Raw genomic sequence first — 14140 nt, forward strand, 5'->3', positions numbered from 1 at the left:
GCGCCGCCCTCACTTCAATCCGTCGAGCAGCTCGTCCACCTTCTCGGGGGTGAGCTTCTCGTGGTAATGGCCGTTGATCACGACCACCGGGGCGCCGCAGCACGCGGCCACGCACTCTTCCTCGCGCTTGAGGTAGACGCGGCCGTCGGCGGTCGATTCGCCCAGCTTGCAGCCCAGCTTCTTCTCGGCGTGCTCGACCAGCTCCTGCGCACCGTTGAGCCAGCAGCTGATGTTGGTGCAGAACGCGACGTTGTTGCGGCCCACCGGCCGGGTCTCGAACATCGAGTAGAAGGTGGCGACCTCGTAGGCCCACACCGGCGGGATGTCCAGGTACCTGGCCACGGCCGCGATCAGCTCGTCGGACAGCCAGCCGCCGTTCTGTTCCTGGGCCGCGTGCAGGCCCTGCAGCACCGCCGAACGCTTGCGGTCCGGCGGGAACTTGGTCAGCCAGTGGTCGATGTGCGCGCGGGTCGCGTCGCTCAGCACGACCATCGGGTCGACGTTGCGCGCGTTCTCGAAGTTACCGGTGGCCTTCATCGATCCACCTCACCAAACACAAGATCATAGGTACCGATCATGGCCACGACGTCGGCCAGCATGTGGCCGCGCACGATCTCGTCCATCGAGGACAGGTGCGCGAAACCGGGGGCGCGCAGGTGCACGCGGAACGGCTTGTTGGCGCCGTCGGAGACCAGGTAGCAGCCGAACTCGCCCTTGGGCGCCTCGACCGCGGCGTAGGTCTCGCCGGCCGGCACGCAGTAGCCTTCGGAGAACAGCTTGAAGTGGTGGATCAGGGCTTCCATGTCGTCCTTCATTTCCTCCCGCCTGGGAGGGGCGACCTTGAAGTTCCTGACCATGACCGGGCCCGGGTTTTCCTTCAGCCACTTCACGCACTGGGCGATGATGCGGTTGGACTGGCGCATCTCGGCGACGCGCACCAGGTAACGGTCGTAGCAGTCGCCGTTGACGCCCACCGGGATGTCGAAGTCGACCTCGGCGTACTTGGCGTACGGCTGCTTCTTGCGCAGGTCCCAGGCAAGGCCCGAGCCGCGGACCATCGGGCCGGTCATGCCCCAGGCCATCGCCTGCTCCGGCGTGACCACGCCGATGCCGACGGTGCGCTGCTTCCAGATGCGGTTGTCGGTCAGCAGCGTCTCGTACTCGTCGACGCGCTTGGGGAACTCGCGGGTGAAGTGCTCGATGTAGTCCAGGAGCGAGCCCTCGCGCGCCTCGTTGAAGCGCTTGAGCTTGGCGCCCTTGTGCCAGGGCGACTCCTTGTACTTCGGCATGCGGTCCGGCAGGTCGCGGTAGACGCCGCCGGGGCGGTAGTAGGCCGCGTGCATGCGCGCGCCGCTGACCGCCTCGTAGACGTCCATCAGCTCCTCGCGCTCGCGGAACGCGTACAGGAACACCGCCATCGCGCCCAGGTCCAGCGCGTTCGAACCGACCCACATCAGGTGGTTCAGGATGCGGGTGATCTCGTCGAACATCGTGCGGATGTACTGGGCGCGCTCCGGCGCCTCGATCCCCAGCAGGGTCTCGATCGCGCGCACGTAGGCGTGCTCGTTGCACATCATCGACACGTAGTCGAGGCGGTCCATGTAGCCGATCGACTGGTTGAACGGCTTGGACTCGGCCAGCTTCTCGGTGCCGCGGTGGAGCAGGCCCACGTGCGGGTCGGCGCGGACGATGGTCTCGCCATCCATTTCCAGGATCAGGCGCAGCACGCCATGCGCGGCCGGGTGCTGCGGGCCGAAGTTCATGGTGTAGTTGCGGATCTCCTGCCGGCTGGCGGGAGCGCCGGCGCCCTGGCCGGCCTGGATGCTGCTATCGGACATCTGTGCGCTCACTTGGCGGCCTCCCGCTGCGCGGCTTCGCCGGCGGCGGTCTCGTAGCGGGCGTCGTGGCGGATCACCCGCGGCACGTTGACGCGCGGCTCGACCGAGGTCACCGGCTCGTACACGACGCGCTTGCGCTCCTCGTCGTAGCGCACCTCGACGTTGCCGATCAGCGGGAAGTCCTTGCGGAACGGGTGGCCGACGAAACCGTAGTCGGTCAGGATCCGGCGCAGGTCCGGATGGCCTTCGAAGACGATGCCGTACAGGTCGAACGCCTCGCGCTCGAACCAGTTGGCGCCCGCCCAGATGCCGGTCACCGAGGGCACTACCGGCAGCACGTCGTCGGGGGCGAAGCAGCGCACGCGCAGGCGGCGGTTGCCCGAGTACGACAGCAGGTGCAGCACGGCGGCGAAGCGGCGCTCCGGCGCGACGATCGGCTCGATGCGGTCGCGGCCCTGCTGGCTGGGCTTCTCGCCCCAGCCGAAGCGGCCGGTGCCCTTGCCTTCGACGCCGCGGCTGAAGCCGCTGGAGGACACGTCCTCGGTGTCCCACTCGTCGCTGCCGTAACCGAGGTAGTCGATGCCGCTCACCGCGGTGAGCTGCTCGAACCCGAGCTCGTCGCGCAGCGCCTGGCAGGTCGCCAGCAGGTCGGAGGCGGCAACCTCGAGGGTGGTCTCGCCTCGGGGCTCGACCACGGTCACCGTCGCGGCCGGGAAACGGTCGCGCAGTCGTTGGGCGAAGGAAGCAGCTGGCTCGGCCATGGGGCTTGGCGTGGTTCCGGAAAGAGGGGGTTCAGCGGTCGATCTTGTTGGTTTTGGCCACGGTCTGCGTGCGCCAGATCTTCTTCTGCAGCTGCAGGATGCCGTAGACCAGGGCCTCGGCCGTCGGCGGGCAGCCCGGCACGTAGACGTCGACCGGGACGATGCGGTCGCAGCCGCGTACCACCGAGTACGAGTAGTGGTAGTAGCCGCCGCCGTTGGCGCAGCTGCCCATGGAGATGACCCACTTCGGGTCGGGCATCTGGTCGTAGACCTTGCGCAGCGCCGGGGCCATCTTGTTGACCAGGGTACCGGCCACGATCATCACGTCGGACTGGCGCGGCGACGGGCGGAACACCACGCCGTAGCGGTCCAGGTCCAGGCGCGCGGCGCCGGCGTGCATCATCTCCACCGCGCAGCAGGCCAGGCCGAAGGTCATCGGCCACATCGAGCCGGTGCGGGCCCAGTTGACCAGGGCGTCGACGCTGGTGGTGACGTAGCCCTTCTCCAGCAGCGGGTTCTCGCCTTCGGGACGAAGGATGTCGTCCACCCGCCCTTCCGGGATCGGGTTGGTCATCAGGCGATCGATGGTTTGGATCACTCCCATTCGAGCGCTCCCTTCTTCCAGACGTAGACGAAGCCGAGGAACAGCATCCCGACGAACAGGCCCATGGTGACCAGCGCGCGGGCGCCCAGATCCTGGAACACCAGGGTCCACGGCACGATGAAGATGATTTCCAGGTCGAAGACGATGAACTGGATGGCGATGAGGTAGTAGCGCACGTCGAACCTCATGCGCGCGTCCTCGAACGCCTCGAAGCCGCACTCGTAGGGCGACAGCTTCTCCAGGTCGGGGCGGCGTGGTCCCAGCAGGTTGCCGATGACGATCAGCGCGACGCCGATGCCGGTGGCCACGATCAGGAACAACAGGGTCGGCAGGTATTGGGCCAGCACTCGTGGTTCTCTCTTGCCTCTGCCCGGGGACCGGGCCTGGGTCGAATCCGCGTTGGTCGCGGAGCGCCTGTAGCGTCCTCGCTGCCGCGCCGCCACCGGCGACCGGCAATGCCGCGGACGTGGCGCCAGTGCCGGTGTCCGCTGCGATTGTGCACAGCAGCGGAATTGTAGCGGTTGCGCGGTTCGGGAGTAAACGCTTGCGCGCCCGCCACGACGCCGCATCTCCAAGAAAAAAAGCCCGCGTGACGCGGGCTTTCTCCCTTGCGGCCGACCCTTCAGCCGGCCTGCCTGGCGCTCCGGTTTCCCGGTCCGCCGGCGATATGGTGCCCAAGAGGGGACTCGAACCCCTACGACTCTCGTCGCTACCACCTCAAGGTAGTGCGTCTACCAATTCCGCCACCTGGGCTTGAAACTCGTGCGCCGCGGCGCGGCGGCGCGCATTGTACCGCTTACTGCGCCGGCGGCGCAGCCTCCTTCGCGGATTCCTGCTCCGGAGCCGGCACCGCGGCGGCGTCGGCGGCCGGCGCCGCGGCGGGCACCTCGGCCGACGGGGCCGGCGGCAGGGCCGGCAGCTCGCCCGGGGCGACGGAAGGCGCGGCCGCCGGGGCGGCGACCTCGCCCATCAGGCCCAGACCCTGCTCGGCGACCGGGCGGGCGCTGTGGGTGGCATACCAGGCCATGAACAGGCTGATGCCGAAGAACACCACGGCCAGCCACTTGGTGCTCTTGGACAGGAAGTTGGACGCGCCGCGCGCGCCGAACACCGTGCCCGAGGCGCCGGCACCGAAACCGGAGCCCGCGGCCGCGCCGGCGCCGCGCTGCAGCAGGATCAGCGCGATCATCGCGATCGCCACCAGCACGTACACCACGTTGAGAATCAGCATCAGCATCTGTGTCTTCTCGACTTGCTATTCCGCCCCGGAAGCCGGCGAGGCCGCCCGGGCGATGGCCAGGAAGTCCGCAGCCACCAGCGAGGCGCCACCGATCAGCCCGCCATCCACGTCCGGCTGCGCAAACAGGGCGCCGGCGTTGTCGGGCTTCACGCTGCCGCCGTAAAGGATAGGCAGGGAATCGGCGATTCTAGCATCGTGCTGGCCGATATGGCGACGGATGAAGGCATGGACCGCCTGGGCCTGCTCCGGGGTGGCGGTGCGGCCGGTGCCGATCGCCCAGACCGGCTCGTAGGCCACGATGGCCTTTTCGAAGCCGGCGGCGCCCACCAGGGCCAGGACCGGGTCCAGCTGGGAGGCGATGACCTCCTCGGCCCGGCCGGCGTCGCGCTCCTCCAGGCTTTCGCCCACGCAGAGGATCGGCCGCAGGCCCGCGTTCAGGGCGGCCAGGACCTTGCGCGCCACCAGCTCGCTGCTTTCGTGGTGGTACTGGCGGCGTTCGGAATGGCCGCACAGGCCGTAGCTCGCCCCGACGTCGACCAGCATCGCCGCCGAGACCTCGCCGGTGTAGGCGCCTTTCTCGTTGTGGCTGACGTCCTGGGCACCGAAGGCCAGGTCCCGACCCTCGAAGTCCTCGATCAGGTCGCCCAGGTAGGGCAGCGGCGGCAGCACCACGACCTCCACGCCCGGTACCGGGACGTGGTCGGCGATCCCGGCCACCAGCGCGGTGGCGAAATCACGGGTGCCATGGAGTTTCCAGTTGCCCGCCACGATCCTACGACGCATTGCCGACCCCTCCCCCTGCATAGCTGGTATAGCGTTACAGGATACCGCGTCGCGCGGGTCTTCCGCTCGCCGTGAAGCAGCAAGGGGAGCAGGCATCGCGCCCGCTCCCCTGATCCCCGCTTACTTCAGCTTGATCTCGCGCAGGCGTTCCTCGAGGTAGCCCTGGGCGGTGATCGGCTCCGGATAGCGGCTCGGGTTATCCGGGGTGATGCACGACGGCAGCACGTCGATCAGGAAGTCGGGGTTCGGGTGCAGGAAGAACGGCACCGAGTAGCGCGGCTGGCGGGCCAGCTCGCCCGGGGGGTTGACCACGCGGTGGATGGTCGACGGGTACACGTGGTTGGTCAGGCGCTGCAGCATGTCGCCGATGTTGACCACGATGGTGTCCTCGTCGGCGGTGAACGGCACCCACTCGCCCTCGTGCGAACGCACCTCCAGGCCGGCGGCGCTGGCGCCGACCAGCAGGGTGATCAGGTTGATGTCGCCGTGCGCGCCGGCGCGGACGTTGGGGATGTCGTCGGCGGTGATCGGCGGGTAGTGGATCGGGCGCAGGATCGAGTTGCCGAAGTTGGTCTTGTCGGCGAAGTAGTCCTCCGGCAGGCCGATGTGCAGGGCCAGCGCCGCCAGCACGCGCGAACCGAGCGCGTCGAGCTTCTGGTACAGGCCGTAGCCGTACTCGCGGAATTCCGGCACTTCCTCCGGCCACAGGTTCGGCGGCATCACCTCGCGGTACTTCGAGTCGTCCGGGATCTCGCGGCCGATGTGCCAGAACTCCTTCAGGTCGAAGTGCTTGGAGTCCTTGGCGGTCTCCACGCCGAACGGGGTGTAGCCGCGCGCGCCGCCGCCGCCGGGCACGTGGTACTTCCTCTTCGTCTCCTCCGGCAGGGCGAAGAAGCGCTTGAACGCGTCGTAGGCCTTGTCGATGTAGTCCTGCGGGATGCCGTGGTTGCGGATGCCCGCGAAGCCCCATTCGCGGTAGGCCGCGCCGAGGTCGGCGACGAACCCTTCGCGGTCGGTCTCGAAGCGGGTGATGTCGAGGGTGGGAATGCGTGCTGCCATGGGGTTCTGCTCCGGGTATTTCGGCTTGCGTGGCGGGCGGCGTGGTTCCCGCCACGCCGTGCGCCGGTGTTCTTGGAAACGGGCTCAGGCCGCGGCGTGGCGGACGGCGTCGGCCAGGCGCTCGAGGGTGTCGTGCATGAGCGCGGCGTCGTCGGCCTCGACCGTGACCCGCACCACCGGCTCGGTGCCGGACGGGCGCAGGAACGCGCGCCCCCTGCCCTGCACGGCGGCCTGCGCGCCCTGCAGCGCGGCGCGCACGCTGTCGGCGTCGACCACGGCCTTGGCCGAGGCCCCGTCCAGGCGCACGTTGACGGTCTTCTGCGGGAGCATCTGCAGGCCCTGCACGGCTTCGCGCAGGCTGCGCCCGGTACGCCGCAGCACGTCCAGCACCTGCAGCGCGCTGACGATGGCGTCGCCGGTGGTGGCGCGGTCCAGGCACAGCAGGTGGCCGGAGGCCTCGCCGCCGAGCACGCCGCCGCCCTCGACCAGGGCCTGGTGCACGTAGCGGTCGCCGACCTTGGCCCGCTGGAACGGGATGCCGGCCTCGGCCAGCGCCTTTTCCAGGCCGTAGTTGGTCATCAGCGTGCCGACCACCGGCCCGCGCAGGCGGCCGCTGGCCTGCCAGTCGCGGGCCAGCACGTAGAGCAGGCCGTCGCCGTCGACCGGCACGCCATGCCCGTCGACCATCAGCACGCGGTCGCCGTCGCCATCGAAGGCGATGCCCAGGTCGGCGCCGACCTCGCGCACCTTCGCGGCCAGGTTGTCGGTGTGCATCGAGCCGACGCCGGCGTTGATGTTCAGCCCGTCCGGCGCGGCGCCGATGGCCACCACCTCGGCGCCCAGCTCGCGGAACAGCAGCGGGGCGATGTGGTAGTTGGCGCCGTGCGCGCAGTCCAGGACCAGCTTCATGCCGCGCAGGTCGAAGCCGCGCGGGACGGTGTACTTGCAGAACTCGATGTAGCGGCCGACCGCGTCGCGGGCGCGCACGGCCTTGCCCAGCTGGCCGGATTCGACCGTGGCGAACTCGCCTTCCAGCGCCGCCTCGATCGCCAGCTCGGTGGCGTCGTCGAGCTTCTCGCCTTCGGCGGAGAAGAACTTGATGCCGTTGTCGTGGTGCGGGTTGTGCGAGGCGCTGATCACGATGCCGGCGTCCGCACCCAGGGTGCGGGTGAGGAACGCCACCGCCGGGGTCGGCATCGGCCCCAGCAGCTGCACGTCGGTCCCGGCGGCGACCAGCCCGGCTTCCAGCGCCGCCTCGAACATGTAGCCGGAGATGCGGGTGTCCTTGCCGATCACCACCGAGCGCCGGCCCGGCTTCTGCCCGGCCAGGACCCGGCCCAGGGCGTTGCCCAGGCGCAGCACGAAGTCGGCCGAGATCGGCCCCTGCCCGACCCGCCCGCGGATGCCGTCGGTGCCGAACCAGCGCCGGGCTGCAGTCATGCCGCCTCCACCGCGTCGCCGTCCTTCGCCGGCGGCTGGCGCATCATCAGCGCCAGCAGGTCGGCCAGGCGGTCGCGCAGCTGGCGGCGGTCGCAGATCTGGTCGATGGCGCCGTGCTCGAGCAGGAACTCCGAGCGCTGGAAGCCCTCGGGCAGCTTCTCGCGCACGGTCTGCTCGATCACGCGCGGACCGGCGAAACCGATCAGCGCCTCCGGCTCGGCGATGTTGAGGTCGCCCAGCATCGCGAAGGAGGCCGACACGCCGCCGGTGGTCGGGTGCGTCAGCACCGAGATGTACGGCAGCCCGGCCGCGCGCAGCCGGCCCAGCGCCGCGGAGGTCTTGGCCATCTGCATCAGCGAGAACAGGCTTTCCTGCATGCGCGCGCCGCCACTGGCGGAGAAGTTCACGAACGGGCAGCCGATCTCCAGCGCGCGCTCGGCGGCCAGGGTGAACTTCTCGCCCACCACCGAGCCCATCGAGCCGCCCATGTAGGCGAAGTCGAAGGAGCTGGCGACCAGCGGACGGCCCTTCAGCCGGCCTTCCATCGCCACCAGCGCGTCGTACTCGCCGGTGGCCTTCTGGGTGGCCTTGATCCGGTCGGAATAGCGCTTGGAATCCTTGAAGCGCAGCACGTCGGTCGGCGCCAGGGTGGCGGCGATCTCGGTGGTGCTGCCCGGGTCGAACAGCGAGGCCAGGCGGGCGCGGGCGCGGATCGGCATGTGGAAGTCGCACTTCGGGCAGACCTCCAGGTTTTCCTCCAGCTCCGGGCGGTACAGGACCGCGCCGCAGCGGTCGCATTTCTCCCACAGGCCCTCGGGGACGCTGCGCTTGCGGTTGGCGGCGTTGTCGGTGCGGATGCCGGAGGGCATCAGTTTGCTGAGCCAGCTCATTCGGGAAGGTCGGTTCCGTTCAGGGGCCAGGCGGCCGGAAAAGGTCGACAGTCTAGCTCAGCGCCCTGCCCGGCCGCGCCGCGCCCACTTTTCCGTACCAGCACGTATGGTAGGCTCTCCTGCCCCCGTTGAATCCTGCCCGTCCAAGCAGATGAAGCCTTCCGTCCTGCGCCACGGCATGAACCTGTGGCCGCCGTTCCTGTTTGCCGGCATTCATGTGGCGGACATCGCCCCGGACTGGAGCCATGCCCGGGTCGAGCTGCGCATGCGCCCGTGGAACCGCAACTACGTCGGCACCCACTTCGGCGGCAGCCTGTTCTCGATGAGCGACCCGTTCTGGATGCTGCTGCTGATGCAGCAGCTGGGCCGCGACTACTACGTCTGGGACCAGAGCGGCTCGATCGACTTCCTCAAGCCCGGCCGCGGCACGGTCTGGACCCGCTTCGACGTCGGCCCGGACACCCTGGCCGAGGTCCGCGCCGCCACCGCCGGCGGCGCCAAGTACCTGCACTGGTTCGAGAACGAGATCTTCGACGCCGCCGGCGACGTGGTCGCGCGGGTGCGCAAGCAGGTCTACGTGCGGCGCAAGCCGGACCGCCGCCCTGCTCAGGGCGAGGGCGCGGCCGGCTGAAGCCGGCTGGCCGGCAGCGGCACCGGCCAGGTGCCGTTGGCGCCGGCCCCCTTCGCCCAGAACACTTCCGTGCCGAGCGTGCCGGCTTCCGGGTCCAGCTGGAACGGGCGCGCCGGGCTGCGAAGCGCCACCGGCACCCGCTCCAGCGCCGCCGCGTCGATCGGCCCGTCCTGGTCGCGCAGCCACAGCAGAGCGGCCACGGTGCGCAGCCGGGCGTCGGCGTCCTGCATGCGCATGCCGTAGTCGGCGTAGGCCGGCGACGCGATGTCGGCCAGGACACAGCCGATCGCGTTGGACAGGCAGCGGAACGAGCGGTGCGAGCGATTCGCCGGCGGCGCGCGCAGCAGCTGGTCCTGCGCCAGCTGCCCGCGCGCCTCCTCGCCGCAGTACCAGGCGAAGGTCGGCGCCATCCGCGCGGCGGTACGTTCCGGATCGAACAGCAGCCGCAGCGCCCACGCCGGGACCTCGCGCTCCACCGCGCTGGCGGCGACTTCGGCGTTGATCTGGGTGCGCAGGCCGCCGGCCACGAAGCGGCCCTCGCTGAGCATGGTCCGGCACACGCCCTGCTCCAGCGCGACCGGCCGCCCGAAGGCCTGCCGGCACTGCTCCGGCAGCGCATGTTCGCGCGGCAGTTCGGCCAGCATCTGCGCCAGCAGCTGCGCGTTGCCCTGGACCATGGCCGCGCCGATCATGCTGCCGATCAGCGAGTCGCCGCTTTCGATGAGCTGGCGGCCCATGGCCACGTCGCGGCAGGCATCGGCCAGCGCCAGGTCGGCCTGCCCTTCGGCGAAACGCCAGGCGGTGCGCGTCATCAGCCGGGTGAGGACCTGGAAGCCCGGCAAGGGCATGTCCAGTCGCGGCGGAAAGGGATTGGGGAAGCCGTCGTACCCGTGCAGGGCCCCGGCGCGTTCGAGGGCGCGGGCGTTGCGCTCGAGCAGGCCGGCGTAGGCATCACGGGCCCCGCGGACCTGCTCCAGGCAGTCGGCACTGCGCAGGTTGCACCAGGCCGGGTCGCCGTCGCGCGCCACGACCAGCGACGGCCGCTCCTGCAGCAGGCTGCTCCAGTCGCTGCTGCCATCGCGGCCCAGCGGGGTAGCCTTGAAGCGGCGCACTTCCTCGGCCACCAGGCTGGCCTGCCCGGCCTCGGGGATGTCGTGGGACGCGGTGTACAGCGCCGCGAAACCGTCCCGCTCCGGCGGCGCCGGCGGTTCGTCCAGCAGGGCCAGCGCCTCGCGCTCGGCCGCCAAGGCCCCCAGGACCCGCGACAGCACGTACGCCCCGACCACGCACAGCACCAGCACCACGGCTGCGCCGAGCAGCCACTTCAGGAAACGGAGCATGCATCCCCCAGTCGGCCCCCCTTGCCGGCCGGCAGCATAACAGCCGCCGGCGCTACAATCCCGGCATGTCCCCCGACCCCTCCGCGCCGCAGCGCGCCTCGCTGCAACGCCTGTTCCTCACCGGCCTGCTGACCCTGCTGCCGATCTGGCTGACCTGGGTCGTGATCAAGTTCGTGTTCGTGCTGCTGTCGAGCATCAGCGCGCCGTGGGTGGTGCCGCTGTCCGAACGCATCGCCGAGTCGTTCCCCGCCTACGCCCACTGGGGCAAGGCGCTGTGGGTGCAGAACACGATCGCCATGCTGGCGACGGTGCTGGTCATCCTCGGCGTGGGCATGCTGGCCCGGCGCGTGATCGGCCAGCACCTGCTGCGCTGGTTCGAGGCCCTGATCGCCCGCGTGCCGCTGGCCAACACCATCTACACCAGCTCCCGCAAGCTGCTGGACATCCTGCAGACCAAGCCCGGCAGCACCCAGCGCGTGGTCCTGATCGACTTCCCGCACCGGGAGATGAAGTCCATCGGCCTGGTCACCCGCGTGCTGAAGGAGGAAGGCAGCGGCCGCGAGCTGGCGGCGGTGTACGTGCCGACCACGCCCAATCCCACCTCCGGTTACCTCGAGGTGGTGCCCGTGGAGCTGCTGACCCCGACCGACTGGACCGTCGACCAGGCCATGGGCTTCATCATTTCCGGCGGCGCGGTCGCCCCGGAGAGCATGCCCTTCACCCGCGCGGGCGAGCGGTAGAGCGGGGCTCGCCCCGCTGCCCCGGCCATGAAGCCCACAGCCGACCCCGTGCAGGAGGCCGCGTCCACCACGCCCGCCGCGCGCCTGCTCGACGATCGCGCGGTACGGCTGTACATCGGCCTGGGCGCCTTCTTCTGCGTCAACGCGGTGCTGGCCGAGTTCATCGGGGTCAAGATCTTCGCCCTGGAGGACAGCCTCGGCATCGCGCCGCTGGAATGGAACCTGTTCGGCCAGACCGGGTCGCTGAACTTCACCGCCGGCACGCTGCTGTGGCCGGTGGTGTTCATCATGACCGACACCATCAACGAGTTCTTCGGCCGCCGCGGGGTGAAGTTCATCTCCTGGCTGGCGGTGGGGCTGATCGTGTACGGCTTCCTGTTCGCCTTCGCCGCGATCGAGCTGGCCCCGGCCGGCTGGTGGCGCGACGCCGCGGTGGCGCAGGGCGTGCCGGACTACCAGGCCGCGTTCGCGGTGGTGTTCGGCCAGGGTCTGTGGACCATCACCGGTTCGATGGTGGCCTTCCTGGTCGGCCAGCTGATCGACGTGGCGGTGTTCCACCGCATCCGCCGCGCCACAGGCGAGCGCTGGGTGTGGCTGCGCGCCACCGGTTCCACCGCGGTCTCGCAGCTGGTCGACAGCTTCGTGGTGATCTGGATCGCCTTCGTGCTCGGCCCGCAGAAGTGGCCGGTGTCGCTGTTCCTGGCGGTGAGCACGCTCAACTACGCGTGGAAGATGCTGGCGGCGATCGCGCTGATCCCGCTGCTGTACCTGATGCGCCACCTGATCACCGCCTACCTGGGCGCCGGGCGCGCACGCGAGCTGCGCCAGCAGGCCGCAAGCTGACCGGCAGGTGAGCGGGCGCGCTGGCCTGCGCCGGCGCGATGCGGCACTCTGCCGGGCTTCGCGTTGCAACGGAAGCCCTGCATGACCCCGTCCCGCGCCTTCTGCCTCGCCCTGCCCGTCGCCCTGGCCCTGCTGGCCCCGGCGCAGGCCGATGCGGCGAAAAAGAAGAAGGCGTCACGCCCGGCCGCCACCCAGGCCGCGCCCGCGAAGACCGAGGACAAGGCCGCGAAGCTGCAGCGCCTGTACCAGGGCTACTGGGAGGAATCGCTGAAGCTGAACCCGCTGCAGGCCACCTTCCAGGGCGATCCCCGCGGCAACCACCAGCTGCCGAACTACCTGTCGCCGGAGTTCCGCCAGCGCAGTCACGAGTTCACCGCATCGTGGCTGGCCAGGGTGGAGGCGGTCGGCGAGGAGGGACTGCAGGGCCAGGACCTGCTCAGCTACCGCATCTTCGTGCGCAATGCCCGCGACGCGCTGGAAGGCGAGCGCTTCCCCGGCTGGATGCTGCCGCTGAATCCGTTCAACAATCCGGCCACGCTGGTGGCGATGCTCGGCTCCGGCGCCAGCGTGCAGCCGTTCCGCACGGTGCAGGACTACGACAACTGGCTGGCACGCGCCGGCCAGGTGCCGGCGCTGTTCCGCCAGGCCATCGCCAACATGGAACAGGGCATGGCCGCCGGCGTGGTGCAGCCGCGGCCGCTGATGGAGAAGGTCCTGCCGCAGCTGGATGCGGTGATCCGCCCCAGCGCCGAGGAAAGCATCTTCTGGAACCCGGTGCGCAACATGCCCGGCGACTTCAGCGAGGCCGACCGCGCACGCCTGACCGAGGCCTACCGGCGCACCATCGAACAGCAGCTGCTGCCGGCCTACCGCATGCTGCGCGGCTTCGTCGCCACCCGCTACCTGCCGGCCACGCGCAGCACCGCCGGCCTCGGCGCCCTGCCCGACGGCGCGGCCTGGTACGCGTGGAACGCGCGGCAGAGCACCACCACCACGCTGCCGCCGGAGCAGCTGCACCAGGCCGGACTGGACGAGGTGGCGCGGCTGCAGGCGGAAATCCGCCAGGTGATGAAGGAGGCGAAGTTCCGCGGCAACCTGCAGAAGTTTCTCCGCTACATGCAGGAGGACCGCCGCTTCGGATTCGCCGATGAGGAGGCGCTGCTCGGCTTCCATCGCGGGCTGCAGGCGAAGGTCATGGCCAGGGTGCCGCAGCAGTTCTCGCTGCTGCCGAAGGCCGGGCTGGAGATCCGCCCGGTCGAGGCCTACCGCGCGCGTTCGGCCGCCGCCGGTTCCTACCTGCGCCCGGCCGCGCCCGGCGCTCCCGGCGTGTTCTACGTCAACACCTCCGACCTGCCCTCGCGCCGGACCTGGAGCGCCGAGGCGCTGTTCCTGCACGAGGCCATCCCTGGCCACCACGTCCAGCTGGCCCTGCAGCAGGAACTCGAAGGGCTGCCGGCGTTCCGCAGCGCCGGTGGCGAGGCCGCGTTCACCGAGGGCTGGGGCCTGTACGCCGAATCGCTCGGCCGCGACCTGGGCCTGTACCAGGATCCATGGTCGCGCTTCGGCTACCTGCACGGCGGGTTGTGGCGGACCGCCCGCCTGGTGGTGGACACCGGCATCCACGCCGCGGGCTGGAGCCGCGAGCAGGCGATCGGTTACCTGGTCGAGAACCTCGGCGCCAGCCGCGCCGAGGCCGAGGCCGAAACCGATCGCGCCATCGCCATGCCCGGCCAGGCGCTGGCGCACAAGACCGGCGAACTGAAGATCCTGGAACTGCGCCGTCGCGCCGAGGCTGCGCTGGGCCCGCGTTTCGACGTGCGCGAATTCCACGCGGAAGTGCTGCGCGACGGTTCGGTGCCGCTGGACGTGCTGGAAGCGCGGATCGACGCCTGGATCGCGACACGGCAGGCGCCGGCGGGTTAACCTCGGGCGGCGACGCCGGAGGGAGTCCGGCCAAGGGGAACCGCGTGA

Annotated in this window: 15 protein-coding genes and 1 tRNA gene; 4 read left to right on the forward strand and 12 right to left on the reverse strand. The window is 70.2% G+C overall.

What is annotated here, in order from left to right:
• Nucleotides 1-9: 9 nt before the first annotated feature.
• From nuoE to accD, 11 genes are all read right to left on the reverse strand, one after another.
• Nucleotides 10-537, reverse strand: coding sequence for an NADH-quinone oxidoreductase subunit NuoE (gene nuoE, locus PSEJ35_RS0100295; protein WP_028916029.1), 528 nt, complete (start codon nucleotides 535-537; stop codon nucleotides 10-12).
• Nucleotides 534-1838 (reverse strand): NADH-quinone oxidoreductase subunit D, encoded by a 1305-nt coding sequence (locus tag PSEJ35_RS0100300; protein ID WP_051412378.1) that lies wholly within the window; start codon nucleotides 1836-1838, stop codon nucleotides 534-536. Before PSEJ35_RS0100300 ends, nuoE begins: the two co-directional genes overlap by 4 nt.
• Nucleotides 1839-1846: 8 nt before the next feature.
• A complete protein-coding gene (locus tag PSEJ35_RS0100305; protein ID WP_028916031.1) occupies nucleotides 1847-2599 on the reverse strand; it encodes an NADH-quinone oxidoreductase subunit C in 753 nt (250 codons plus the stop codon).
• 31 nt (nucleotides 2600-2630) lie between these two features.
• Nucleotides 2631-3203, reverse strand: coding sequence for an NADH-quinone oxidoreductase subunit B (locus PSEJ35_RS0100310; RefSeq protein ID WP_028916032.1), 573 nt, complete (start codon nucleotides 3201-3203; stop codon nucleotides 2631-2633).
• A complete protein-coding gene (locus PSEJ35_RS0100315) occupies nucleotides 3194-3550 on the reverse strand; it encodes an NADH-quinone oxidoreductase subunit A (RefSeq protein ID WP_028916033.1) in 357 nt (118 codons plus the stop codon). The genes PSEJ35_RS0100310 and PSEJ35_RS0100315 overlap by 10 nt, the downstream gene beginning before the upstream one ends.
• A 321-nt stretch (nucleotides 3551-3871) precedes the next feature.
• A tRNA-Leu gene (locus PSEJ35_RS0100320) sits at nucleotides 3872-3956 on the reverse strand.
• A 43-nt stretch (nucleotides 3957-3999) separates the two neighbouring features.
• Complete coding sequence (gene secG, locus PSEJ35_RS0100325) at nucleotides 4000-4440, reverse strand: preprotein translocase subunit SecG (RefSeq protein WP_028916034.1); 441 nt, start codon at nucleotides 4438-4440, stop codon at nucleotides 4000-4002.
• Between the two features lie 18 nt (nucleotides 4441-4458).
• On the reverse strand, nucleotides 4459-5226 hold the full coding sequence (gene tpiA / locus PSEJ35_RS0100330; protein WP_028916035.1) for a triose-phosphate isomerase: 768 nt from the start codon (nucleotides 5224-5226) through the stop codon (nucleotides 4459-4461).
• A gap of 120 nt (nucleotides 5227-5346) precedes the next feature.
• Nucleotides 5347-6285, reverse strand: a complete 939-nt coding sequence (locus PSEJ35_RS0100335) for a 2-oxoglutarate and iron-dependent oxygenase domain-containing protein (RefSeq protein WP_028916036.1) — start codon at nucleotides 6283-6285, stop codon at nucleotides 5347-5349.
• A gap of 84 nt (nucleotides 6286-6369) precedes the next feature.
• Nucleotides 6370-7725, reverse strand: a complete 1356-nt coding sequence (glmM, locus tag PSEJ35_RS0100340) for a phosphoglucosamine mutase (RefSeq protein ID WP_028916037.1) — start codon at nucleotides 7723-7725, stop codon at nucleotides 6370-6372.
• Nucleotides 7722-8615, reverse strand: a complete 894-nt coding sequence (accD, locus tag PSEJ35_RS0100345) for an acetyl-CoA carboxylase, carboxyltransferase subunit beta (protein WP_028916038.1) — start codon at nucleotides 8613-8615, stop codon at nucleotides 7722-7724. The genes glmM and accD overlap by 4 nt, the downstream gene beginning before the upstream one ends.
• A 151-nt stretch (nucleotides 8616-8766) precedes the next feature.
• Between accD and PSEJ35_RS0100350 the strand changes: the two genes are divergently transcribed.
• Entirely contained in the window at nucleotides 8767-9246 is a 480-nt protein-coding gene (locus PSEJ35_RS0100350) for a DUF4442 domain-containing protein (protein ID WP_028916039.1), read from the forward strand.
• Here PSEJ35_RS0100350 and PSEJ35_RS0100355 read toward each other — a convergent pair.
• Nucleotides 9222-10586 carry a hypothetical protein gene (locus PSEJ35_RS0100355; protein WP_028916040.1) on the reverse strand — a complete coding sequence of 455 codons (1365 nt, stop codon included), beginning with the start codon at nucleotides 10584-10586 and terminating at the stop codon, nucleotides 9222-9224. The genes PSEJ35_RS0100350 and PSEJ35_RS0100355 overlap by 25 nt on opposite strands.
• A 65-nt stretch (nucleotides 10587-10651) precedes the next feature.
• On the opposite strand from PSEJ35_RS0100355, the gene PSEJ35_RS0100360 reads away from it, so the two are divergent.
• The 3 genes from PSEJ35_RS0100360 to PSEJ35_RS0100370 all read left to right on the forward strand — a co-directional run bounded on the left by PSEJ35_RS0100360 (nucleotide 10652) and on the right by PSEJ35_RS0100370 (nucleotide 14092).
• Nucleotides 10652-11326: a DUF502 domain-containing protein gene (locus PSEJ35_RS0100360; RefSeq protein WP_028916041.1), complete on the forward strand. Its 675-nt coding sequence runs from the start codon at nucleotides 10652-10654 to the stop codon at nucleotides 11324-11326.
• Nucleotides 11327-11353: 27 nt separating this feature from the next.
• A complete protein-coding gene (locus PSEJ35_RS0100365; RefSeq protein ID WP_051412379.1) occupies nucleotides 11354-12169 on the forward strand; it encodes a queuosine precursor transporter in 816 nt (271 codons plus the stop codon).
• 81 nt (nucleotides 12170-12250) lie between these two features.
• Complete coding sequence (locus PSEJ35_RS0100370) at nucleotides 12251-14092, forward strand: DUF885 family protein (protein WP_028916043.1); 1842 nt, start codon at nucleotides 12251-12253, stop codon at nucleotides 14090-14092.
• Nucleotides 14093-14140: the final 48 nt, after the last annotated feature.

This window comes from Pseudoxanthomonas sp. J35 (assembly GCF_000513995.1).
GTDB lineage: Bacteria > Pseudomonadota > Gammaproteobacteria > Xanthomonadales > Xanthomonadaceae > Pseudoxanthomonas.

Bases quoted from the DNA above. Each gene is read 5' to 3' on its own strand.
- nuoE (WP_028916029.1), bottom strand. From the start codon at position 537: ATGAAGGCCACCGGTAACTTCGAGAACGCGCGCAACGTCGACCCGATG.
- PSEJ35_RS0100300 (WP_051412378.1), bottom strand. From the start codon at position 1,838: ATGTCCGATAGCAGCATCCAGGCCGGCCAGGGCGCCGGCGCTCCCGCC.
- PSEJ35_RS0100305 (WP_028916031.1), bottom strand. From the start codon at position 2,599: ATGGCCGAGCCAGCTGCTTCCTTCGCCCAACGACTGCGCGACCGTTTC.
- PSEJ35_RS0100310 (WP_028916032.1), bottom strand. From the start codon at position 3,203: ATGGGAGTGATCCAAACCATCGATCGCCTGATGACCAACCCGATCCCG.
- secG (WP_028916034.1), bottom strand. From the start codon at position 4,440: ATGCTGATGCTGATTCTCAACGTGGTGTACGTGCTGGTGGCGATCGCG.
- tpiA (WP_028916035.1), bottom strand. From the start codon at position 5,226: ATGCGTCGTAGGATCGTGGCGGGCAACTGGAAACTCCATGGCACCCGT.
- PSEJ35_RS0100335 (WP_028916036.1), bottom strand. From the start codon at position 6,285: ATGGCAGCACGCATTCCCACCCTCGACATCACCCGCTTCGAGACCGAC.
- glmM (WP_028916037.1), bottom strand. From the start codon at position 7,725: ATGACTGCAGCCCGGCGCTGGTTCGGCACCGACGGCATCCGCGGGCGG.
- accD (WP_028916038.1), bottom strand. From the start codon at position 8,615: ATGAGCTGGCTCAGCAAACTGATGCCCTCCGGCATCCGCACCGACAAC.
- PSEJ35_RS0100350 (WP_028916039.1), top strand. From the start codon at position 8,767: ATGAAGCCTTCCGTCCTGCGCCACGGCATGAACCTGTGGCCGCCGTTC.
- PSEJ35_RS0100355 (WP_028916040.1), bottom strand. From the start codon at position 10,586: ATGCTCCGTTTCCTGAAGTGGCTGCTCGGCGCAGCCGTGGTGCTGGTG.
- PSEJ35_RS0100360 (WP_028916041.1), top strand. From the start codon at position 10,652: ATGTCCCCCGACCCCTCCGCGCCGCAGCGCGCCTCGCTGCAACGCCTG.
- PSEJ35_RS0100365 (WP_051412379.1), top strand. From the start codon at position 11,354: ATGAAGCCCACAGCCGACCCCGTGCAGGAGGCCGCGTCCACCACGCCC.
- PSEJ35_RS0100370 (WP_028916043.1), top strand. From the start codon at position 12,251: ATGACCCCGTCCCGCGCCTTCTGCCTCGCCCTGCCCGTCGCCCTGGCC.